This window comes from Providencia sp. PROV175 (assembly GCF_032707045.1).
Lineage (GTDB): Bacteria > Pseudomonadota > Gammaproteobacteria > Enterobacterales > Enterobacteriaceae > Providencia > Providencia hangzhouensis.
Genome location: NZ_CP120533.1, coordinates 3,570,371 through 3,591,262, shown reverse-complemented (window position 1 = coordinate 3,591,262; position 20,892 = coordinate 3,570,371). Strand labels below are relative to the sequence as shown.

Here is a 20,892-nt window from a genome sequence, read left to right as displayed (position 1 = left end):
GTTACGCACAATAGTGTTCTGCATACCTGAATAGGTAAATGCCTCTTATTGGCTATTTATATATTCACCATTTCTCGTATTCCTAAGACTGCCTTGATTCTGGTAACTAGTTAATAACTATTTAAGAGGTTTTTTACCATGGATCATTCGCTACTTTCTGTATTCGGTAACCCTATCGAACGTGTTGAAAATGCTATCGAGGCTTTACGCCAAGGTAAAGGTGTTCTTGTTCTTGATGATGAAGATCGTGAGAACGAAGGCGATTTAATTTTTGCAGCAGAAACCATGACCGCTGAACAAATGGCATTTACCATTCGCTATAGCAGTGGGATCGTGTGTCTTTGTATCACTGAAGAGCGTCGTAAGTTGCTCGAATTACCGATGATGGTAGATAACAATACGAGCCAAAATCAAACAGGCTTTACTGTGACCATTGAAGCGGCACAAGGTGTGACGACAGGGGTTTCTGCCGCAGACCGTATCACTACTATTCGCGCTGCAATTGCAGATAACGCCGTTCCTTCAGACCTTAACCACCCAGGACATGTTTTCCCTCTGCGTGGCCGTGAAGGCGGGGTATTAACGCGTCGTGGCCATACTGAAGCGTCTATCGACTTAGCAATATTGGCAGGTTTCAAGCCAGCCGGTGTGCTGTGTGAGTTAACCAATGATGATGGTTCTATGGCTCGTACCCCAGAAGTGGCTGCGTTTGGTCAGCAACATGGTTTGACTGTGGTGACGATTGAAGACTTAGTTCAGTATCGTCAGTTGCAGGAAAAGAAAGCGAGCTAATCTTTTTTCTCGTCATATCTTGAATATTATCTAATGTAATGGTTTTAGTTATTTAGGTAATAAATAGTCTGTTAAGCATATAGAATGTTATAAAGGCCACTGAGTTGCACACCTCGTGGCCTTTTCAATTTTTTTGATGATCATACTCATAATTAGCCCACTGTGTTTTTTGCTGGAAAGCGTATGCTGTAGGGAGAAACTAATTGAGTTGGAGTTGAAATTATCATGTCATTAAATACTTCGATGGTAAAAAATAAGATCCCTGCCATTTTTATTGGTCATGGTAGCCCTATGAATGCGATTGAGGATAACCCTTACACTCAAGCGTGGGAAAATCTCGGTAAAGCCTTACCTCGGCCACGCGCAATTTTGGTGATTTCAGCCCATTGGTATACGCGCGGTACTGCTGTGACTTCGATGTTAAAACCAAAAACGATTCATGATTTTGGCGGGTTCCCCGAAGCCTTGTATCAAATCGAATATCCAGCTTCTGGTTCTCCTGAATTAGCTCAGCAAGTTGTTTCATTACTCGCCCCTGAGCCAATTTACCTTGATGAACAAGAGTGGGGATTAGACCACGGTACATGGGAAATTTTGCTGCGTATGTATCCAGAAGCGGATATCCCCGTGATCCAACTGAGTATCGATGGTAGCAAGCCCGCTACTTGGCACTATGAACTCGGTAAAAAATTGAGTGTTTTAAGGGAGAAAGGCGTGCTGATTATGGGCAGTGGCAATGTTGTCCACAATTTACGGGCGATGAACTGGCAGAACTCTCATGCTGAGCCGTACCCGTGGGCAATATCTTTTGAAAAATTTGTATATGACAATCTGCAAAGTCATGAAACGCCTCACCCACTGACTAAAGGATTAGAACGGGAGGATGGCAAATTATCGAACCCATCACCAGAGCATTACTTGCCTATTTTGCCTATTTTGGGAACTTGGGATGGGCAAGAAGAGATCAGTACACCGATTGAAGGAATTGTGTCGGCATCGTTAAGTATGTTGTCTATTCAGGTAGGGTAAGTTTTCTGCTATAGAATTGACTAACAAAAAAGCCCAAATCATATTGCTATATTTGGGCTTTCCTTTTAACGTTAAATACGATTAGTCGATGATCGTATGTGGATAAAAGCGTGATAAGTCTTGAGTGATCAGTTCTTTATCTTCACGAATACAGATCCCCGCAGGTTGATCATTCACCAACCAGCTTCCGACTAAGGTGTAGTTACCTTCAAATTGTGGAAGTGGATGGAACTGTTGAATAATCATACCTTCTTCGCCGTATGGGCCGTCTGCGGCTGCAATTTCTTTACCATTTTCGATAATACGGATATTAGCGCCTTCACGAGAAAATAATGGCTTAATAACGTATTTTTCGAGTTCTGGCTGGGTTTTGCCATCCGCAAAATAGGCAGGCAGTAAATTTGGGTGATCTGGGAACATTTCCCATAACATAGGCAATAAAGCCTTGTTAGAAATGATGCTCTTCCATGCAGGTTCTAGCCAGCGTACGCCAGCGTCTTGCAATTTAGTCGAGAAAATTTCTCTTAGCATAAATTCCCATGGATATAACTTGAACAGGTTACTAATCACCTGATCTTGGGTATCCGAAAACTCACCTTTTTCACCTAGGCCAATTTCATCGATATATAAGAATTCAGTGGCAATACCCGCTTCATTTGCACAGTCTTGTAGATATTGAACGGTACCACGATCTTCTTCAGTGTCACGGCAACAAGACATATGCAACAAACGAAAACCATACTGATCTTTTAATTGTGTAAAGCGTTCGATCAATTGCTCTTGAATGCTATTAAACTGATCGGCATTTTCAGGGAGTTTTCCTGCTTCAATTTGATCTTCTAGCCAGATCCATTGGAAAAATGCAGACTCATATAATGAGGTTGGAGTATCCGCATTGTTTTCCAATAGCTTAGGTGGGTTAATACCATCGTAAGCGAGGTCAAGCCTGGAATATAAAGAAGGTTGCTCGCTTTTCCATGAGCTGCGAACAAATTCCCAACAATGCTTAGGGATCTGAAAACGTGCCATTAACTCATCGCTTTCAACAACACGTTCAACCACTTTTAGGCACATTTGATGCAACTGTTCGGTTGCATCTTCGATTTCTTCAATTTGTGCCATAGTAAATTGGTAATATGCATCTTCTGACCAGTAGGGCTCACCATACATAGTATGAAATTCAAAGCCAAACTCAGAAGCTTTTTCGCGCCAGTTTGGGCGCTCTACTATAGGAACTCGTTTCATTACTTATCAACCACCCATCGAACGGGAAGAAGAGGTTGATTTTGCAGAAGAAGATGAACGCTGTGCCATCGCTTGTTTATTTACGGTGTCACCAAAACCGCCACGGGTAACTGTTGAAGTTGTTGGTGGTTTAGGTGCCATGGCTGTTTTTGGTACGCTCATGGAACGGCCACCTGCAACAGCAGGGCCATAGCTTTTACCTGAAGCGTCAACAAACTTACCATTGGCAGGGCTAGCTGGGTTTTTTGAGCTGAATAATGGTTGTGATGCAGCGCTACCGCCCATCATACGGCCCATCATATAACCCATCATTAATGGCATCCACATACTACCGCCACTACTTTGGGCTTGAGCTGTTTGTTCACCATTTGTTGAGCTAGTGCCAGCAATACCTGCTTGAGCCGGAGCTTGAGTACACATAGCTTCACCAAACTCAGCAATACAGTCAGCTTGAGTTTCATATTTAGGTGCAGTTTTAGCGGCTTCTTGTAGCGCATTATTGTAGGCGATAGTGCACTGTTCTGCTTGTGATGGGTTCGCTTGGCTACAGTCTTGTGCGTTTGTGTACAATGAGACGGTTTCATCACTTTCTTCACAAGCGGAAAGCATAAATACGGCACTGACCGCAACAGCCACAGGCGCTAAACGGTATGAACGCCAAGACTTACGGAAGGCGCTCTGATTAATATCTTTGGTACGCTTCATGGTCATGGTAATTACCCTGAATTTAATTAAGTAAGATGTTTTTAGATGTTAGCTCTAGGATAGGGGATAAACGCTGAAAATTAAAGCAGAAATATAGGAGAAATGAGCTGAATTTATCATTTTGATAACTTTTTGCTATTTTTTCCTATTTAGCATGGTATTAGTTAAAGGGGAAAATAATATTTTTATTTTATATCAATGTGTTAACTATTGGTTGTTTTTTGCTCTAGTGCGCAGTATTAAGAGTGAGAATTAACTGAATTTGTGCCAGAGGCTAATGAAAAGGGGTTGTAAGCGGTTCAATTAGTGCAAATTAGCAATTCTAAACGATTTACTTGGCTTCCTTCAAAAAATAACCCGCTATATAAGCGGGTCATTATATCATTTTCAAATAAACTAAGAATTTTAATTCATTTTTGGCGCGTTGGTATTACGAATAATACTACTTGCAGAGGTTGAAATCTCTTTACCTAAATTCGCATTTAGGCGGGCAATATCGTCTTCGTTCAGTGTGCCACGAGCAAATTCGATATTCAGTTGGTTAATCATGTAGTCATAACGTGCATTAGACAGGTTTTGTTTCGCTTGGTATAGCGCAGTTGTTGCTGTCAACACGTCAACAATAGTACGAGTTCCTACTTGATAGCCGGCTTCCATCGCATCTAATGAGCTTTGTGCGGAAACAACGACTTGTTTGTAGGCATTAATGCTACTGATTGACGATGATACGTTATTAAATGATGAGCGAACTAACTGAATCACATTACGGTAAACGCTTTCTAGTTGTTCACTAGCACCTTGGAAACCATATTGTGCTTGTTCAACCTGAGAACTGACTGCGCCACCAGTATACAGTGGAATGCTTAAATTTAAGCCAATGCTATTTTGACCATTATAGCTGTTGGTCGCACCACCACCATATGGAGTATTATAACCGCTGCCGTGTTGGTAACTATTTGTGACTGATGTTGATGCATCTAAGTTAACTGTTGGCATGTGGCCTGTTTCTGCTAAGCGAATATTTTCACGAGAAACATCTTGTGCTAAACGTGCGCTTAATAGGCTGAGGTTACGCTCTTCTGCTTCTTTTAGGATAGCGTTGATATCGCCCAACTCATTGGTTTTAAAGCGGTCGATATTTAAAGAAGCAAGTTGGCTGTAGTACACGCCACTGACTTGACGCAGTTTTTCAATCGCATTTTCTAAATCATTGCGGCCAGCGACTTCTTGTGCAATAACGCTATCATAGTTTGCACGGGCGTTTTGCACGTCGGTAATGGCAACAAGGCCAACGTTAAAGCGTTGTGTAACTTGGTCTAATTGGCGATAAACGGCTTCTTTATTTGCTTCAATATAAGATAACGCGTCAATCGCTTTTAACACATTAAAATACGCAGTTGCAGTATCTAAAATTAATTGCTGTTGACTTGTTTGGTATGTGACATCAGAAATACCCGCGGTTTTTTCTTGGATAGTCAATTGACGCCATTTCGACATATCAAACACAACTTGAGTGAGTTTCAGTGAAGCATTTAAACCTGTGCTTTCAGTATTTCTTGCGTCACGGTAACCACTGCCGTAGCTAGCCCCTGCACCTAAACCTAATTGTGGCAATAATGGGCTGCGAGATTCATTAATTTTTTCAAAAGCTTGATTACGTTCAGCTAATGATTTTCTTAATTCAGGGTTACTTTCTTTGGATTTTTGGTAAACCTGTAGTAAATCTTCTGCATAGCTATTGGTACTGAGACCCACAAAACTCATCGAAATTAAAAGGGGAAGCAGTTTCTTCATTTTGATTCCTTGATTAAACAGCAAATTAAGTTGAGTCTGTTGCCTAAAACGTACCATGCCTAACTAGGCGATAGATATTAAATTATCCGTTTTAGAGACAGTTATTAAAAACAGACACTACGTTGCTCTTTGATTTGAATAATGGCGCTTATTGTAACAGAGTATCACTTCTATTAACGGTAGCCTTTTGTGCCATTTTGTCTCAATTTATTAAACATTACCTCATCTAAGGTTAAAAAACCTTAAAAACTGTTTTAATCCACAATTATTTCCTTAAGATGGAATAATTGGGTTTGGAGAATGAAATGACAAAACAAATAGAGCAGCCAATTAAATACGGCAAAAATGATGTTGAAATTATATCCAAGCGTAAATTATTTAACGGTTTTTTTCAAATGGTTGAATATCAATTTCGTCATCGCCTTTTCGCAGGAGGATGGAGTAAAGAAATTCGCCGTGAAGTTTTTGAACGCGGCCATGCTGGCGTGGTTTTACCCTATGATCCGAAAACAGATAGTGTTGTTTTAATTGAACAAATTCGGTTGCCAGCGATTGAGACTAGTGAAACACCCTGGTTACTTGAAGCGGTAGCTGGAATGATAGAGCAAAACGAATCACCGGAAGAGGTTATTCGTCGTGAGGCCGTTGAGGAAGCTGGGCTTATTATTGGTCGCACTGAAAAAGCGGTAAGTTATCTTTCTAGCCCTGGCGGTACGACTGAACGTATGCATGTATTTATCGGTGAAGTTGATAGCAGCCGAGCGAAAGGTGTTCATGGGCTAGCGTCAGAAAATGAAGATATTTGTGTACATGTGGTTAGTCGAGAGCAAGCTTTTCAATGGGTTGAAGACGGCACAATTGATAATGCAGCAACAGTGATAGCGATTCAATGGTTACAACTTCACTATCAAAAACTTCATGAAAAGTGGATGAAACTGTGTTAAATAACGATTAATCTGATGAAGTGTGTGCTGATTATCAGAAAGTTGGAAAGTAAAGCTTTAAGATAGTTGTAAGTATGTTGAGCTTTTATATAGTTGTAATGAATAGATTAGGTACTAAATAATATTTAAGAAAAGGAATACTTTTGGACAGCCAGCTTGAAGTGACTGCAAAGAACTCTAAAGTTGTGAGAATTTTACAGGTTACTGATACGCATCTTTTTGCTAATACAGAAAATACGCTTTTAGGGGTAAATACTTACCGTAGCTATCAGGCGGTACTTGATGCTATCTCAGAGGAAAATCTCCCAATCGACTTAATTGTGGCGACAGGGGATTTAGTTCAAGACCAATCACCACAAGCTTATCAGCATTTTGCGGATGGTATTGCGCGTATTCCTGCTCCTTGCGTATGGCTTCCTGGTAATCATGACTATCCACCGGCTATGGTCAAAACACTCAGAATTGCTGGGATTTCAAGCGCTAAACAAGTTTTAATTGGTGATGAATGGCAAATCTTGATGCTTGATAGCCAACTTCAAGATGTACCTCATGGCGAGCTTTCTGAACAACAGTTAGAGTGGATGAAAGCCAGCTTAGATGCTGAACCTGAACGTACTACATTGATTATGCTGCATCACCATCCTCTAGCCTCGGGTTGTACTTGGCTTGATCAGCACAGTTTGAGAAATTCACATATTTTAGCTGATTATTTAAAAAGCTACTCAAATGTTAAAGCGATGCTATGTGGCCATATTCACCAAGAAATGGATGAAAACTGGCACGGTATTCGGTTGTTGGCAACGCCTTCTACCTGTGTGCAATTTAAGCCTCACTGTACTAATTTTGCGCTTGATACCGTCGCGCCAGGTTGGCGATATTTAGAATTAAGTATTAATGAACAAGGGCAAAGGCATATTACAACCCGCGTTCATCGCTTAGATACAAGGGAATTTAGCCCTGACCTTGACTCAGACGGTTATTAATTCGCTTATGTCAACTCTACTTTATATTCATGGTTTTAATAGTTCCCCTCAATCAGCTAAAGCTAATAACTTAAAGCAATGGATTGAGGTGAATTATCCGCAAATTAATATGATTGTACCGCAGTTACCGAATTACCCTCAGCAAGCTCAAGCTATGTTGGATGATATTGTCCAACAGCATCCGCATGAGAAAATGGGGTTAGTCGGCTCTTCGCTCGGCGGTTATTTTTCAATTTGGTTTTCAGAGCGTTATCAGCTTCCTGCTGTCGTCGTAAACCCTGCGGTACGTCCTTTTGATTTACTGCAAGATTACTTAGGCGACAATACAAACCCATATACTCATGAACAATATGTGTTGGAAGAAAAGCACATTAATGAGCTAAAATCCTTATACATTGAAAGATTAACATCCCCTCAGCTTATCTGGTTGTTACAACAAATGGGCGATGAAGTACTTGATTATCGAGAGGCTGTTGCCTATCTTTCAAAGTGCAAACAAACTGTGGAACCTGACGGTAATCATGCCTTTATTGGTTTTGACGCTTACTTTTCTCAAATTGTTGATTTCCTACAATTGGCAGAGAAATAGTGTCAAAACGTATGAACACTGTTATTATCAACAGTAACTCACTGATTGAATAGTTCAATTAATCACCTATTACCGCAGAATGACAACATGACTCAATCTAGTTATAACGCAGAGGCCATTGAAGTCCTCAGTGGTTTAGAGCCTGTTCGCCGTCGTCCGGGGATGTATACCGATACCAGTCGACCGAACCATTTGGCTCAAGAAGTAATTGATAATAGCGTCGATGAAGCGCTTGCGGGGCACGCGAGCCATATTGAGGTTATTTTACATGCCGATCAATCCCTTGAAGTAATTGATGATGGGCGCGGTATGCCTGTCGATATTCACCCAGAAATGAAAGTGTCAGCGGTTGAGCTGATCCTGGGGCAATTACATGCGGGGGGGAAATTCTCCAATAAAAACTACCAATTCTCAGGTGGTTTGCATGGTGTCGGGATTTCTGTCGTCAATGCGTTATCAAAACGTATTGAAGTTACTGTTCGTCGTGATAGCCAAGTGTATCAAATTGCCTTTGAAAATGGCGATAAGGTTGAAGATTTACATGTAATAGGGACTTGTGGAAAACGCAACACAGGGACTAGCGTGCATTTTTGGCCAGATGGCAGCTATTTTGATAGTCCAAAATTTTCAGTAACTCGTTTAACTCATAATTTAAAAGCCAAAGCTGTTTTATGCCCTGGCGTGAAAATCACGTTTAAGGATAAGCTCAACGATACAGAGCAAAGTTGGTGCTACAGTGACGGGTTGACCGATTACCTAATGGAGTCAATTGACGGCCTTGAAGCGTTACCTCCAAAGCCATTTACAGGTGAATTTTCAGGGGAAACAGAAGCCGCACAATGGGCGTTGCTCTGGTTGCCTGAAGGTGGTGAATTACTGACGGAAAGCTACGTTAACCTTATCCCAACAGCACTAGGTGGAACCCATGTTAATGGTTTACGCCAAGGGTTGCTCGATGCGATGCGTGAATTTTGCGAATTCCGCAATATATTGCCTCGTGGTGTTAAGCTCTCAGCAGATGATATTTGGGAGCGTTGTACTTATGTGCTTTCCGTTAAAATGCAAGACCCACAATTTGCGGGGCAAACCAAAGAGCGTCTGTCTTCTCGTCAATGCGCTGCGTTTGTTTCAGGCGTGGTAAAAGATGCCTTCAGTTTATGGCTTAACCAAAACGTGCAAGTGGCTGAACAGCTTGCAGAAATGGCAATTTCTAGCGCGCAGCGTCGAATGCGTGCAGCGAAAAAAGTGGTGCGTAAAAAACTCACCAGTGGCCCTGCTTTACCGGGTAAATTAGCTGATTGTAGCTCGCAAGACCTGAGTATGACGGAATTGTTCCTTGTAGAAGGGGACTCCGCAGGGGGCTCTGCAAAACAAGCGCGTGACCGCGAATACCAAGCTATCATGCCGCTACGCGGTAAAATTCTCAATACATGGGAAGTGTCTTCTGATGAGGTTTTAGCTTCCCAAGAGGTACATGATATCTCTGTTGCCATTGGAATAGACCCTGATAGCGAAGACCTTAGCCAATTACGCTATGGGAAAATTTGCATCCTTGCGGATGCGGACTCCGACGGCTTGCACATTGCTACATTGCTATGTGCGTTATTTGTCCGTCATTTCCCAACATTAGTAAAAGCAGGGCATGTCTATATGGCAATGCCGCCGTTATATCGTATCGATTTAGGCAAAGAAACGTTTTACGCCCTTGATGAAAGCGAAAAAAATGCTGTACTTGAACGCCTTAGCCGCAAGCGAGGTAAACCCAATGTTCAGCGATTTAAAGGGCTGGGGGAAATGAACCCACTGCAATTACGTGAAACGACATTAGATCCAAATACTCGTCGTCTTGTACAGCTAATTATCGATGATGAAAACTACCAAGAAACACTTGCGGTCATGGATATGCTTCTTGCGAAAAAACGCTCTGAAGATCGCCGTAATTGGCTGCAAGAAAAAGGCGATATGGCTGAAATTGATGTCTAATATCCGAATTGCGATGAGAAAGGAACGAATTGAATGAGTGAAATTACTCATGATGGCGTAGAGCGCTTACCGCTTCATGCTTTCACTGAAAATGCCTATCTGAACTATTCGATGTACGTCATCATGGATAGGGCATTACCGTTTATTGGCGATGGGCTTAAACCTGTTCAGCGCCGTATTGTGTATGCAATGTCAGAACTTGGCTTAAGCAACACTGCAAAATATAAAAAATCCGCCAGAACTGTGGGTGATGTTCTCGGTAAATATCATCCACACGGTGATATCGCTTGTTATGAAGCGATGGTCTTGATGGCGCAGCCGTTTTCTTACCGTTATCCGCTGGTGGATGGTCAAGGAAACTGGGGGGCACCGGATGACCCTAAATCATTCGCAGCAATGCGTTATACCGAATCACGACTATCCAAATACGCTGAAATTTTACTCAGTGAACTTGGTCATGGCACCGTCGATTGGGTACCAAACTTTGATGGTACGCTAAACGAGCCCAAAATGTTGCCTGCACGTTTGCCAAATATTTTGTTAAACGGTACAACGGGTATTGCGGTTGGGATGGCGACAGATATTCCACCACATAACGCCCGAGAAGTGGCTCAAGCTTTGGTTGCTTTATTGGATAAACCTACGCTAAATCTTGATGACATCATGGCATTTGTGCCGGGACCCGATTTCCCTACAGAAGCAGAAATTATTTCTTCCCGTGATGATATTCGTAAGATTTATCAAAATGGGCGCGGCTCTGTACGCATGCGTGCGGTGTGGGAAAAAGAAGATGGTAATGCTGTTATCACGGCTCTACCTCATCAAGTTTCTGGGGCGAAAGTTTTAGAACAAATCGCCAGCCAAATGCGCGCGAAAAAATTGCCTATGGTTGAAGATTTACGCGATGAATCTAACCATGAAAACCCAACACGTTTGGTGATAGTTCCACGTAGTAATCGTGTTGACCTTGAACAGGTTATGACGCATTTATTTGCTACAACGGATTTAGAGCGTAGTTATCGCGTTAACCTTAATATGATTGGTTTAGATAACCGACCTGCGGTAAAAGGGCTTGTTGAGATCTTAAATGAGTGGATTGCTTACCGTCGCCAAACTGTACGTAATCGCTTAAATCACAGGTTAGAAAAAGTATTAAGACGCTTACATATTTTAGATGGTTTATTGATTGCTTATCTGAATATTGATGAAGTCATTGAAATTATTCGTACAGAAGATGAACCCAAAGCGGTTTTAATGTCACGTTTTAATATCAGTGATACCCAAGCTGAAGCTATTTTAGAGTTAAAATTACGCCATTTAGCCAAGCTCGAAGAAATGAAAATTCGTGGCGAGCAAGATGAATTAGCCAAAGAGCGCGATGATTTACAAGCGATTCTTGGGTCTGAAAGACGTTTAAATACGCTGATTAAAAAAGAGATTCAAGCTGACGCCAAAGATTACGGTGATGACCGTCGCTCCCCATTGCATGAGCGTGAAGAAGCGAAAGCAATGAGCGAACATGAAATTTTACCGTCAGAACCGATTACCGTTGTGCTTTCTGATATGGGGTGGGTGCGAAGTGCTAAAGGGCATGATATCGAGCCGACTAACCTAAATTATAAAGCGGGAGATGGTTTTAAAGGGGCTGCGCGAGGTAAGTCAAATCAGGCGGCGGTGTTCCTTGATACGACAGGGCGCAGCTATTCTGTGGACCCACTGGAATTACCTTCAGCGCGTAGTCAAGGTGAGCCTCTAACGGGTAAATTAACTCTGCCTCCAGGTGCATCCATTGAACATGTATTGATGGCGCCTGACGAGCAAAAATATTTAATGGCTTCTGATGCAGGGTACGGTTTTATTTGTACCTTCAATGACTTAGTCACTAAAAATAAAACTGGTAAGGCCTTAATTTCTTTGCCTGAAAATGCAAAAGTATTGGCACCAATTGAACTGCATAATGAACAGGAAGATTTGCTGTTGGCAATTACCAAGGCAGGGCGTATGTTAATATTCCCTGTGGCGGATTTACCCCAACTTTCAAAAGGTAAAGGGAATAAGATTATCAATATTGCAGGTGCGCAAGCGGCAACTGGCGATGATTTATTGACTTGGTTGATGATTTTGCCTGTGGGGGCATCAATGACCTTGCATTTCGGTAAGCGGAAGCTGAAGTTTAAAGCAGAAGACTTACAAAAATATCGTTCAGAACGAGGTCGTAAAGGGACGTCGTTACCGCGTGGAATGCACAATATTGAGCGTATTGATATTGAGCCAGTAGAGTCTGAATAATTAACAAAGAACAAACCTTATAAACCTTTTTTAGTATGAACTTCAAAAGGTTTATAAGTAGATAATATTTATCATGGAGCTGAAAAGCTTCTTACAATTTGGGGTTAGTATGTTAGCGCTTATTAGAGCGATCATTGTTATTATTTATACGATTGCGGTGTGTGTAGGGGGGGGGATTTACTGTCTATTTAGCCCTCGTAACCCAAAACACGTAATGACATTTGGTCACATGTTCGGGCGGTTATCAGTCGTTTTTGGGGTTAACATTATAAATCGTGTACCCGAGAAAGCTAAGAGCTATGGCCCGAGTATTTATATTGGTAATCACCAAAACAATTACGATATGGTGACTATGTCAAATGGGGTATTACCAAGAACGGTAACCGTTGGTAAAAAAAGCTTGGTTTATATACCTTTTTTTGGCTTTTTATATTGGATAACGGGTAATATTTTAATTGACCGCGCTAATCGCTCTAAAGCCCATAACACAATCACGCAAGTTGCTGACCAGATTAAAAAACGTAAAATTTCTGTGTGGATGTTTCCTGAAGGTACTCGCAGCCGTGGTCGTGGTTTACTGCCATTTAAAACGGGGGCATTTCATGCAGCGATTGCAGCAGGGGTACCGATTGTGCCTGTTTGCGTTTCTAGTACACAAGGTAAAATTAAGTTAAACCGTTGGAATAACGGTACTGTCATTATTGAAATGCTAGACCCTATCGATACATCGCTTTATAGCCGAGAGCAAGTGAGGGAATTATCTGAGCATTGCCATGCTTTAATGGAAGCCAAAATAAAAGAACTCGATCTCGAAGTCGAAGAAATGGCAAAACAAGGCAAATAACTTAATTCATTGAATTTATTTAAAAATGGGCAATATACAAATATTGCCCATTCTTTTAGGTTGAATACAGCATAAATTGACTTTATTGTTTCCTACCTGTCTTATTTCCTTTTTTAATTACTTACCCTTACTATTTATAACCTTATTAATTATATTTTTACACATTTGCTAGATATTTTTAGAATTTAGCCTTTTTTCGCGATATCATGGCTTACAAATTATTGCGACCTTAAATTGTTGTATCTAAGTTGTTATATTGCTGGGTCCAATCATAAATTAGCCATTTTATAGGCTGAAAATCTACAATACTAAATAATAAAATGCGCTGGAATTTTTGTTTAGCGGAGAATTTATGTCATTCAATCGATGCCAAGCCCTGATAGCGGCGGGGGTGGCTCTATGTTTGTCCTATGTGCCAATTTATGCAAATGCAGAGGGGGCGACAGCTTTACCTGTGCCACCATTATTAGAATCACGGTCTGGACAGCCATTATTTTTAACATTACAAAAAATTCATTGGTCTTATGATGGAAAATATTCAGCCGATATTTGGGGAGTAAATGGTTCTTCCCCTGGGCCGACAGTCAAAGTAAAAAATGGCGATGATATTAAGCTTATTTATAGTAATCGCTTACCTGAAGCCGTTTCGATGACAATCAGCGGGTTGCAAATACCAGGAACACAAATTGGTGGAGCGGCAAGGTTAATTTCACCTAATGCGGACTGGTCTCCAGTGATCCCGATACGCCAAAATGCAGCAACGCTTTGGTATCACGCAAATACTCAAGGGAAAATGGGCGAGCAAGTCTACAATGGTTTATTGGGGATGTGGATCATCGAAGATGATGTGACGAAAAACCTGCGTTTACCTAAACACTATGGTGTTGATGATTTTCCTGTCATTATTCAAGATAAGCGTTTAGATAATTTTGGCGTCCCTGAATACAAAGCCGATGAAAATGGGTTTTTAGGCGATTCATTACTGGTTAATGGCGTACAAAATCCATACATTGAAGTTTCTCGAGGGTGGGTACGTCTACGGTTATTAAATGCGTCGAACTCCCGTTATTATGTAATGAAAATCAGTGATGGTCGCCCATTTTCATTGATTGCATCTGATCAAGGGTTATTAACCGTACCTGTTAGTGTTCAGGAACTCCCATTAGCGCCGGGTGAACGGCGTGAAGTCTTGATTGATATGGCGAAAACGCAAGAGTTAACCATTACTGCGGGCGAGTCGGCTACCTTTATGGACCGTTTAAAAGGGCTATTTGAACCATCGAATAGCTTAATTTCAACCAATGTATTAACTATCAAGGCAACTGGATTAATGTCATTGGTAACGGATGGTTTACCGGCACAATTAGTTGAAGATAAAACGCAAGTCACATCCAGTATTACACAACGTAATATTCACCTTAATGATGGTTTTGGTATTAACAATGCGACTATTGATACAAACAGGGTTGATTTTTCAAGCCGCCAAGGCAATTGGGAGCGTTGGGTTGTGACGACGAATGAACCGCAAGCATTTCATATTGAAGGTGTGCGCTTTAAGGTCTTAAACCGTAATGGTAAACCAACACCGCCAGAAGATTATGGCTGGAAAGATACAGTGTGGGTTGATAGCCGAGTTGAATTATTAGTTCAAATGATGCAACCGTCCTATAACCATTTCCCGTTCTTATTTTATAGCCACAATTTAGAGAAGGCGGATTTAGGGTCTGTAGGGCAGTTGGTTGTTGCACCGCAAGACACCATGCAATAATTCGTATTACAACAATATTGAATATCCAATAAGCAGGCATTTAGCCTGCTTTAGGTTGTTGACAAAGCTAGCTTAGCGCCACTCGAATACCAAAGGCGATTAATACAACGCCGAGAACCTTATCAACATATTTTTGCACTTTTGCTAGGCCTTTTCTTACAGGGGCACTTTGGATTAAAAACACTAAAATAGGCCAGTAGATGACGGCTAAACCCCAAATAATAAAGGCAAACCACAGCTTTTCGCCAACAGTGGAATTAATATCTAGCACTTGGGTAAAAACCGCTAAAAAGAACAGCGTGGCTTTTGGGTTTAATACATTACAGAGAAAACCTTGCATAAAGGCTTTTTTGAATGAAACAATTTCGTGTTTACTGGTTGTTAGATCAACGCTATGGCCCGATTGCGGAAGTAAGCTTTTGACACCGATCCAAATTAAATAGGCTGCACCCGCGTATTTTAAGATATTAAACAGCCAAGGCGTAGTTGTAATCAAGACAGCGAGGCCTGCAACACAGTAAGACATATGCAAAGCGATAGCGACTATCACACCACATGCAGACATTAATGCGGCAGAGCGTTGATAGCGTGCTGAATTTTTAACAATCAAAAAGAAATCTGGCCCTGGAGAAAGCATACCGAGTGCAGCGATGGTCGCAACCATAATACTCGTTTCGTACATGTTATAATCTCTTTTCCCGTTCAATGTTGGTAAATAAAAATGACCTGCTAATGACACTCACATTTAGACTGGTCTTAGAGGGTTCATTTTGTTTTTAAATGTTATTTTTAGTCATAAGTTTATCAATTCGAGTATAAGTGATTCAAACCTGTTTAAGGAAGTTTAAATTTAGTCGACGAAGCAATTCTCTTTCCGTATAGTGTGCTCAATTTTTATATCTTGTTTCTAAGGTGAGTAGATGAATATTAGCTTAATCGCAGCAATGGCGATCGATCAGGTTATCGGCATGGAAAAAGCGATGCCTTGGAATTTGCCGGGGGATCTAGCGTGGTTCAAACGAAATACGTTAAACAAACCGGTTATCATGGGCCGTGTTACCTATGAATCAATTGGGCGCCCATTGCCACAACGTGTGAATATTGTATTAAGTAGTGCTCCTGGTACTGATTCTGATGTTATTTGGGTAACGTCAGTTGAAGAAGCATTAGCTGCAGCACAAGCAATTGAAAATGTTGAAGAAGTGATGGTAATTGGCGGTGGTAAAGTTTATCAACAATTTTTACCGCTAGCGAATAAATTATATTTGACTCACGTTGATGCTGAAGTTATCGGAGATACTCATTTTCCGGCTTATGAGCCTGATGAATGGGATTCTATTTTTACCGAATACCATGAGGCTGACGAAAACAATACCCATGGTTATTGTTTTGAGATCTTAACTAAAAGAGACTAATTTTTAGTTAGAATGCAAAAATGGCGCTTAATTGCGCCATTTTGCCATAACTTGCAATTAACTAGGCAAAAAATTACTCTTTACGGCTTTTTTGATATGACTTTTGCCGATGGTACTGCTTAGTTTCCCAATGGAATAGCGTTAATTCCCCTCCCCAGCAGCAACCCGTATCTAAAGCATAAACGTCATCAGGTGTGCATTTCCCTTCAAGGGATGCCCAGTGACCAAAAAACACTGAGTAATCCTCAGGAATTTTACTGGGTAGATCGAACCAGGGTTTTAGCGGAGCGGGCGCTTTTTTAGGGTTTTCCTTGCAAATCATATCTAGCTGTCCGTTTGGAAAACAGTAGCGCAGGCGTGTTAAGGCATTGGTACTAAAACGCAAACGAGCTAGCCCCATTAAGCTTTCAGACCAGTTATTTGGCATGTCACCATACATGGAGTCGATGAATAATGGATATGCATCACTAGACAGCACGGCTTCAACTTCCCTTGCACACATTCGTGCTGTTTCGATATCCCATTGTGGTGTTATACCTGCATGGGTCATCAAGATCTTTTTTTCTTCATCAATTTGTAATAAAGGTTGGCGACGTAACCAATTGATCAGTTCGTCAAGATCAGGTGCATGTAATAACTCATCGAGGTGATCTTTCGGCTTGTTACGACTAATTTTACAGTAAATACCCAACAGATGGAGATCGTGGTTACCAAGTACTAAACGTGCGGCAGAACCAAGGCTTTTTACATAGCGTAAAACTTGCAGTGATTCAGTTCCGCGGGCAATGAGATCGCCTGTTAACCACAATGTGTCTTTGGTTGGATCAAAATGGACACTTTCCATCAAGTCACGGAGCTCACGATAACAACCGTGAATATCACCTACTAAATATGTCGACATAATTAATTAATCAGTGTTGGGATAGCAAGACGAAAAGCAGGGATATCAACGTGGAAACTGTCCCCTTGTGTGCTTATCATCACATAATAACCTTCCATTGTACCCATTGGTGTTTCAAGGATTGCGCCACTGGTATAACGGTATTCTTTTCCTGGTGGGATAAGCGGTTGTTCACCAACCACGCCTTCACCTTGAACTTCGGTCTTATGGCCATCACTGTTAGTAATGAGCCAATAACGGCTCATTAATTGAATAGGCTCTCGTCCTAAATTACGAATGCAGATAGTGTAAGCAAACACATATCTCGCAATATCGGGTTGAGATTGGCTTTCTATATAGACACTCTGAACTTGGATGCTTACATTCGGCTCATTAAGCATAGTGCCTCCTTCAACAGACTATTCTGAACGGTTAGAGAGATAGTTTGCCATTTTACAATATTGTTCAACAGAAATATTTTCTGCTCGTGTGCTTAAATCAATACCCAGTTCTGTTAACTCTTCAACGCTGAATAAATCCCCTAAACTATTACGAATCGTTTTACGGCGTTGGTTGAAAGCTTGTGTGGTAATACGGCTTAAAAATTTAATATCTTTTACCGGATACGGGTTTTCACGATGAGGAATCAACCTAACAATGGCTGAATCTACTTTTGGCGCTGGTGTAAATGCGGTTGGTGGTACTTCCAACACAGGCACCACGTTGCAATAATATTGCGCCATAACACTCAAGCGCCCAAAGGCTTTGCTACCTGGTCCTGCAACCAGACGATTCACCACTTCTTTTTGTAACATGAAATTCATGTCAGAAATAGAATTGGTGAATGTGAATAAGTGAAACATTAACGGTGTGGAGATGTTGTAAGGCAAGTTACCAAAAACGCGCAGGGGTTGACCTGCTTGTTTGGCTAATTCACCAAAATCCACTGTCATTGCATCTTGCTGAATGATAGTCAATTTATCTTTTAGTTGAGGATGAACGTGTAAACGTGCAGCAAGGTCACGGTCAAGTTCAACTACGGTCATTTTATCGATTCGGCTACCGACAGGTTCGGTTAAGGCACCTAAGCCGGGACCAATTTCTACAATGGACTGACCTGGCTGCGGGTTCATGGCATCCACGATGCTGTCGATAATAAATTGGTCAGTTAAAAAGTTCTGCCCGAAACGTTTGCGGGCAAAGTGCCCCTGATGGACTCGATTATTCATGTATTCTTAGATGTCATTTGGATAGCTAACTTTAATGCGGTGATAAAACTTCCCGCATCAGCATGACCCGTCCCCGCAAGCTCAAGGGCTGTCCCATGGTCGACAGAGGTACGGATAAAAGGCAGGCCGAGAGTGATATTTACTGCTCTGCCAAAACCTTGGTATTTTAACACAGGAAGGCCCTGATCGTGATACATTGCTAACACTGCGTCTGCATGGTCTAAATACTTAGCTTGAAATAGGGTATCTGCAGGCAATGGCCCAATCAAATTAATCCCTTTTGTACGTAGGCTTTCAAGTGCAGGCTCTATAGTATCAATTTCTTCGGTACCCATATGGCCGCCTTCTCCTGCATGTGGATTTAAACCACAAACATAGATGGCCGGTTTTTCAATACCAAATTTGGTTTGTAAATCATGGTGTAAAATGGTGATGACTTCATGAAGGCTTTGTTGGGTAATAGCGGCCGACACGTCCTTGAGTGGCAGATGCGTTGTGGCTAATGCAACACGCAGTTCTTCGGTAGCTAGCATCATAACAACGCGTTCACAGTCACTTCGTTGTGCAAAGAATTCCGTGTGACCACTAAATGACATGCCTGCATCATTAATAATCCCTTTATGTACGGGACCTGTTACAAGCGCTGAAAATTCGCCATTTAAACAGCCGTCACATGCTTTTGCTAAGCTCTCCACAACATATTGGCCATTATCAACATTAAGTACACCTGCCTTTGCAGGCGTTACTAAATGAACAGGTAGAACGGATAAGTGACCTGCAGGCTGTTCTTCATTAATTGAATTGGGGGAATATTCAGTTAATGTCAGAGGCAAATTTAGCGCTTTGGCACGCTGGAGTAATAAATCAGGATCGGCACAAGCAACCAACTCAACAGGCCATTGCTGTTGAGCTAGCTGAATAAGTAGGTCTGGACCAACCCCGGCTGGCTCGCCGGGGGTGATAACAATAGGATTAATTTGTTTTTTCATCTGTAGATTGGCTGTCACGACCATCAACCATTTTCACGTAAGCAGAAGCGCGTTGTTCTTGCATCCAGCTTTGTGCTTCTTCGTTAAATTTACGATTAAACAGTAAACGGTAAGCTTGATCTTTTTGCGCCGCGTCTGTTTTATCAACGTTGCGTGTGTCTTCTAATTGAATTAGGTGCCATCCAAAGTTTGATTGAACAGGTTGGCTTAATTCGCCTTTATTCAGTCTCATTAGCGCATCGCGGAAAGCTGGGTCATAGATATCAGGCATATTCCAACCTAATTCACCCCCTTTTAACGCACTACCTGGGTCTTCAGAGTTTTCTTTTGCTGCATCTTCAAATGAGATTTTGCCTGAACGAATCTCCTGAGCAATTTTGGTTAATTTTTGTCTTGCCTGTGCATCATCCATAATTGGTGATGACTTAATCAAGATGTGGCGTGCTTTCACTTCTGTGACAGAAATAGGTTGGCTGCCACCACTGACATCGTTAACACGTAAAATATGGTAGCCGACACCAGAGCGAATAGGGCCGACAACATCACCTTTTTTCGCATTTTTCAGTTGTTCAGCAAACACAACGGGTAATTCTTGCAGGCGTGACCAACCCATATTACCGCCTTTCAGTGCTTGAGGATCTGCTGAATAAGCGATAGCTAACTTACCGAAATCTCCGCCTTTTTTCAGTTCAGCTAAAATTTTATCCACTAATGCTTCAGCGGTTTTTAGTTGTTCCTGTGTTGGATTTTCTGCTAATGGAATCAAGATATGGCTTAAATTAACGCCCATCTCATAATTTGCTTGTGAGCTCATTTGTTCAGCAAGAGAATCAACCTCTTGAGGTAAAATGGTAACACGGCGGCGAACTTCATTGTTACGCACTTCAGCGATCAGCATCTCTTTACGAATTTCGCTACGATACTGATTCATATTGATGCCATCAGCGGTTAAACGTTGTTGCATTTGCTGTAGTGTTAAACCGTTTTGACGAGCGATATCAGTAATAGTTGCATCCACGGCTTCATCTGGAATATTGATTTGCATTTGGCTAGCCATTTGCAAAATGATGTTATCCATAACGAGACGCTCAAGGATCTGATGACGCAGAGTTTGATCATCAGGCACCTGTTGACGTGCGTTCTGAGCATTCAGTTTTACTGTGTTGATCATATTCTGGACGTCACTTTCCAGCACAACACCGTTATTGACGACCGCAGCCACTTTATCCATTTGCTGAGGCGCAGCCAAAGCAGTGGAGCTTGCGAACATCAGTCCCAGAATAAGCGTTCTCCAATTCTTCATAATGGTCCTATAAATATTGACTTTGATTCCGCAAAAGCGGGCTAATCTCTTTTTACTCGTCATACTTCAAGTTGCAGTGTTGTTGACTGCGCTCATTCGCACTAGTCACAT

Annotated in this window: 19 protein-coding genes; 10 read left to right on the top strand and 9 right to left on the bottom strand. The window is 41.6% G+C overall.

From position 1 onward, the window contains the following. Nucleotides 1-138: 138 nt before the first annotated feature. Both ribB and ygiD read left to right on the top strand, forming a co-directional pair. A complete protein-coding gene (gene ribB / locus P3L44_RS16290) occupies nt 139-792 on the top strand; it encodes a 3,4-dihydroxy-2-butanone-4-phosphate synthase (protein WP_272661612.1) in 654 nt (217 codons plus the stop codon). Nucleotides 793-1,017: 225 nt separating this feature from the next. Beyond that, nucleotides 1,018-1,821, top strand: a complete 804-nt coding sequence (ygiD, locus tag P3L44_RS16285; protein ID WP_405029955.1) for a 4,5-DOPA dioxygenase extradiol — start codon at nt 1,018-1,020, stop codon at nt 1,819-1,821. Between the two features lie 81 nt (nt 1,822-1,902). Here the strand turns inward: ygiD and P3L44_RS16280 are convergent, their stop codons facing one another. The 3 genes from P3L44_RS16280 to tolC all read right to left on the bottom strand — a co-directional run bounded on the left by P3L44_RS16280 (nt 1,903) and on the right by tolC (nt 5,565). Next, nucleotides 1,903-3,066: a glutathionylspermidine synthase family protein gene (locus tag P3L44_RS16280; protein ID WP_004908587.1), complete on the bottom strand. Its 1,164-nt coding sequence runs from the start codon at nt 3,064-3,066 to the stop codon at nt 1,903-1,905. A 6-nt stretch (nt 3,067-3,072) separates the two neighbouring features. Beyond that, complete coding sequence (locus P3L44_RS16275) at nt 3,073-3,777, bottom strand: DUF1190 family protein (protein WP_004257725.1); 705 nt, start codon at nt 3,775-3,777, stop codon at nt 3,073-3,075. A 399-nt stretch (nt 3,778-4,176) separates the two neighbouring features. Next, nucleotides 4,177-5,565, bottom strand: a complete 1,389-nt coding sequence (gene tolC, locus P3L44_RS16270; RefSeq protein ID WP_036958003.1) for an outer membrane channel protein TolC — start codon at nt 5,563-5,565, stop codon at nt 4,177-4,179. Nucleotides 5,566-5,870: 305 nt separating this feature from the next. Here tolC and nudF point away from each other — a divergent pair, with 305 nt between their 5' ends. The 7 genes from nudF to ftsP all read left to right on the top strand — a co-directional run bounded on the left by nudF (nt 5,871) and on the right by ftsP (nt 14,965). Continuing rightward, nucleotides 5,871-6,509 (top strand): ADP-ribose diphosphatase, encoded by a 639-nt coding sequence (gene nudF / locus P3L44_RS16265; RefSeq protein WP_140171576.1) that lies wholly within the window; start codon nt 5,871-5,873, stop codon nt 6,507-6,509. A gap of 143 nt (nt 6,510-6,652) precedes the next feature. Further along, entirely contained in the window at nt 6,653-7,492 is an 840-nt protein-coding gene (cpdA, locus tag P3L44_RS16260; RefSeq protein ID WP_004257710.1) for a 3',5'-cyclic-AMP phosphodiesterase, read from the top strand. A 7-nt stretch (nt 7,493-7,499) separates the two neighbouring features. Next, nucleotides 7,500-8,081, top strand: coding sequence for an esterase YqiA (yqiA, locus tag P3L44_RS16255; protein ID WP_004257706.1), 582 nt, complete (start codon nt 7,500-7,502; stop codon nt 8,079-8,081). An 87-nt stretch (nt 8,082-8,168) separates the two neighbouring features. After that, nucleotides 8,169-10,064, top strand: coding sequence for a DNA topoisomerase IV subunit B (gene parE / locus P3L44_RS16250; RefSeq protein WP_094961099.1), 1,896 nt, complete (start codon nt 8,169-8,171; stop codon nt 10,062-10,064). Between the two features lie 33 nt (nt 10,065-10,097). Beyond that, nucleotides 10,098-12,353, top strand: a complete 2,256-nt coding sequence (parC, locus tag P3L44_RS16245) for a DNA topoisomerase IV subunit A (protein ID WP_096864070.1) — start codon at nt 10,098-10,100, stop codon at nt 12,351-12,353. A 109-nt stretch (nt 12,354-12,462) separates the two neighbouring features. Then, nucleotides 12,463-13,197 (top strand): 1-acylglycerol-3-phosphate O-acyltransferase, encoded by a 735-nt coding sequence (locus P3L44_RS16240; RefSeq protein WP_272661613.1) that lies wholly within the window; start codon nt 12,463-12,465, stop codon nt 13,195-13,197. A gap of 352 nt (nt 13,198-13,549) precedes the next feature. After that, on the top strand, nt 13,550-14,965 hold the full coding sequence (ftsP, locus tag P3L44_RS16235; protein WP_004257690.1) for a cell division protein FtsP: 1,416 nt from the start codon (nt 13,550-13,552) through the stop codon (nt 14,963-14,965). 67 nt (nt 14,966-15,032) lie between these two features. Here the strand turns inward: ftsP and P3L44_RS16230 are convergent, their stop codons facing one another. After that, entirely contained in the window at nt 15,033-15,647 is a 615-nt protein-coding gene (locus tag P3L44_RS16230) for a LysE family transporter (RefSeq protein WP_004257687.1), read from the bottom strand. Between the two features lie 238 nt (nt 15,648-15,885). Between P3L44_RS16230 and folA the strand changes: the two genes are divergently transcribed. After that, entirely contained in the window at nt 15,886-16,380 is a 495-nt protein-coding gene (folA, locus tag P3L44_RS16225; protein ID WP_140171579.1) for a type 3 dihydrofolate reductase, read from the top strand. A gap of 73 nt (nt 16,381-16,453) precedes the next feature. Here folA and apaH read toward each other — a convergent pair whose 3' ends face one another. The 5 genes from apaH to surA are packed head-to-tail and all read right to left on the bottom strand — an operon-like array spanning nt 16,454 to nt 20,781. After that, entirely contained in the window at nt 16,454-17,281 is an 828-nt protein-coding gene (gene apaH, locus P3L44_RS16220; protein ID WP_140171580.1) for a bis(5'-nucleosyl)-tetraphosphatase (symmetrical) ApaH, read from the bottom strand. A gap of 2 nt (nt 17,282-17,283) precedes the next feature. Beyond that, a complete protein-coding gene (apaG, locus tag P3L44_RS16215; protein WP_004257676.1) occupies nt 17,284-17,661 on the bottom strand; it encodes a Co2+/Mg2+ efflux protein ApaG in 378 nt (125 codons plus the stop codon). A gap of 18 nt (nt 17,662-17,679) precedes the next feature. After that, nucleotides 17,680-18,489 carry a 16S rRNA (adenine(1518)-N(6)/adenine(1519)-N(6))-dimethyltransferase RsmA gene (gene rsmA, locus P3L44_RS16210; RefSeq protein ID WP_140171581.1) on the bottom strand — a complete coding sequence of 270 codons (810 nt, stop codon included), beginning with the start codon at nt 18,487-18,489 and terminating at the stop codon, nt 17,680-17,682. Then, nucleotides 18,486-19,478 (bottom strand): 4-hydroxythreonine-4-phosphate dehydrogenase PdxA, encoded by a 993-nt coding sequence (gene pdxA / locus P3L44_RS16205; RefSeq protein ID WP_272661645.1) that lies wholly within the window; start codon nt 19,476-19,478, stop codon nt 18,486-18,488. The genes rsmA and pdxA overlap by 4 nt, the downstream gene beginning before the upstream one ends. Beyond that, a complete protein-coding gene (gene surA / locus P3L44_RS16200; RefSeq protein WP_094961104.1) occupies nt 19,462-20,781 on the bottom strand; it encodes a peptidylprolyl isomerase SurA in 1,320 nt (439 codons plus the stop codon). Before surA ends, pdxA begins: the two co-directional genes overlap by 17 nt. Between the last annotated feature and the right edge of the window lie 111 nt (nt 20,782-20,892).